1 pseudogene is annotated in these 332 nt (G+C 82.2%); it reads left to right on the forward strand.

The window, feature by feature from the left end:
• Nucleotides 1-332: pseudogene (locus ACLBX8_RS31725) on the forward strand (ABC transporter ATP-binding protein); the annotation flags it as partial.

Here is a 332-nt window from a genome sequence, read left to right on the forward strand (position 1 = left end):
GCGGCCATCGAGCGCCGCCGGATCGCCGCCCGCGTCGCCGCGATGCGGGCCAATGTCGGGCGCGCCGAGGCGCGGCTGGCCTATGCCCGGGCGCCGGCCCTGGCCCTGGCGGGGATCCTTCCGGCGATCGCCGCCGGCACCGCGCTGTGGCGCTCGGGACCGGGCCAGCCGCCCGCGGCCCCGGTGGATCCGGCCGCCCTCGTGGCGGCCGTGGGCGCCTTCCGGCTCGCCGGCTGGCTCGCGGCGATCTGCGCGCGTCTCTGGATGGTCCGCAGGTCGGTGCGCCCGCGGCTGCGCGACCTCCCCCGCACCCTCGCCGCCCCCGCCGGGCC

The sequence above is a fragment of the Methylobacterium sp. D48H genome, from assembly GCF_053345715.1.